Origin of the sequence: Mesorhizobium sp. M7A.F.Ca.CA.002.09.1.1 (assembly GCF_003998555.1) — a bacterium.
GTDB classification, from domain to species: Bacteria; Pseudomonadota; Alphaproteobacteria; order Rhizobiales; family Rhizobiaceae; genus Mesorhizobium; species Mesorhizobium ciceri.
This window is the reverse complement of sequence record NZ_RZRR01001291.1, coordinates 1-1,097: the sequence shown is the minus strand read 5'-3', so window position 1 is coordinate 1,097 and position 1,097 is coordinate 1. Positions and strand designations below refer to the sequence as shown.

General features: G+C 63.5%; 1 protein-coding gene and 1 pseudogene. Both read left to right on the top strand.

Annotation, left to right across the window (positions count from 1 at the left end; all coding sequences use genetic code 11):
* A pseudogene (locus tag EN994_RS32625) lies at nucleotides 1-336 on the top strand (tRNA(Ile)-lysidine synthetase); the annotation flags it as partial.
* 125 nt (nucleotides 337-461) lie between these two features.
* On the top strand, nucleotides 462-1,097 hold a 636-nt coding region (locus EN994_RS32620; RefSeq protein ID WP_127308211.1), incomplete at its 3' end, for an ATP-dependent metallopeptidase FtsH/Yme1/Tma family protein.

Here is a 1,097-nt window from a genome sequence, read left to right as displayed (position 1 = left end):
CGCCGGCACATCACATTGAACGACAGCAGCAGCGCATTGTTGATTGCCCCGTTAGGCACGGCAGCGGCGAAACGGCTCGCGACGGGTGAAGGAAAAACCCCGTCGAGCCTGATGCGCGCCGCGCTCGCGGCCGAACCGGCGGTGTGGCAGGCCGGTGAATGCCTTGGTTTGCCTGGATATGGACTGAAGTCCGCGACGGTGGAAGTGCGGCCGGTCGTTGCCCCCTTCGGCCGCTTCCTGCCATCCTTCGACCTAGCGCTGGCGCGGGCCGTCGCCGGGCTGATTGGCGCGGCCCCGGTCCCGCCCTTGCCTTTCAGCGGCCACAGTGCCGGCTGAGGGTTGCGCGAAAGCTTAACCCAGACGTGCTGTTCTGCTTGGCAAGGGGGGACGCTCTCCCTATGTTAGGCGCAAGTTTCCTCTCATGACGCGTGTCCGCCTCGCGGACGCCAACGGGACAATTGATGAATCCGAACTATCGCAACCTCGCGCTCTGGGCGATCATAGCGGTCCTGCTCATAGCCCTGTTCAATTTGTTCCAGACGCCGCAGACGCGAGGGGCTTCCAGCGATGTGCCTTATTCGCAGTTCCTGCAGGATGTCGCGGCGGGGCGGGTCAAGACGGTGACCATTGCTGGCGCTCGTATCAGCGGCACCTACACCGACAATTCCAGCGGTTTCCAGACCTATTCGCCCGGCGATCCTTCGCTGGTCTCGCGGCTGCAGGACAAGAACGTCACCATCAATGCACGGCCTGAAACGGACGGTTCCAATTCGCTGTTCGGCTATTTGATCTCCTGGCTGCCGATGATCCTCATCCTCGGCGTCTGGATATTCTTCATGCGCCAGATGCAGTCCGGCTCCGGCCGCGCGATGGGCTTCGGCAAATCGAAGGCCAAGCTGCTCACCGAAGCGCATGGCCGCGTCACTTTCCAGGACGTTGCCGGCGTCGACGAAGCCAAGGAAGATCTGGAAGAGATCGTCGAGTTCCTGCGCGATCCGCAGAAGTTCCAGCGGCTCGGCGGCAAGATTCCGCGCGGCGTGCTGCTCGTCGGCCCTCCGGGAACCGGCAAGACGCTGCTCGCGCGCTCGGTTGCCGGC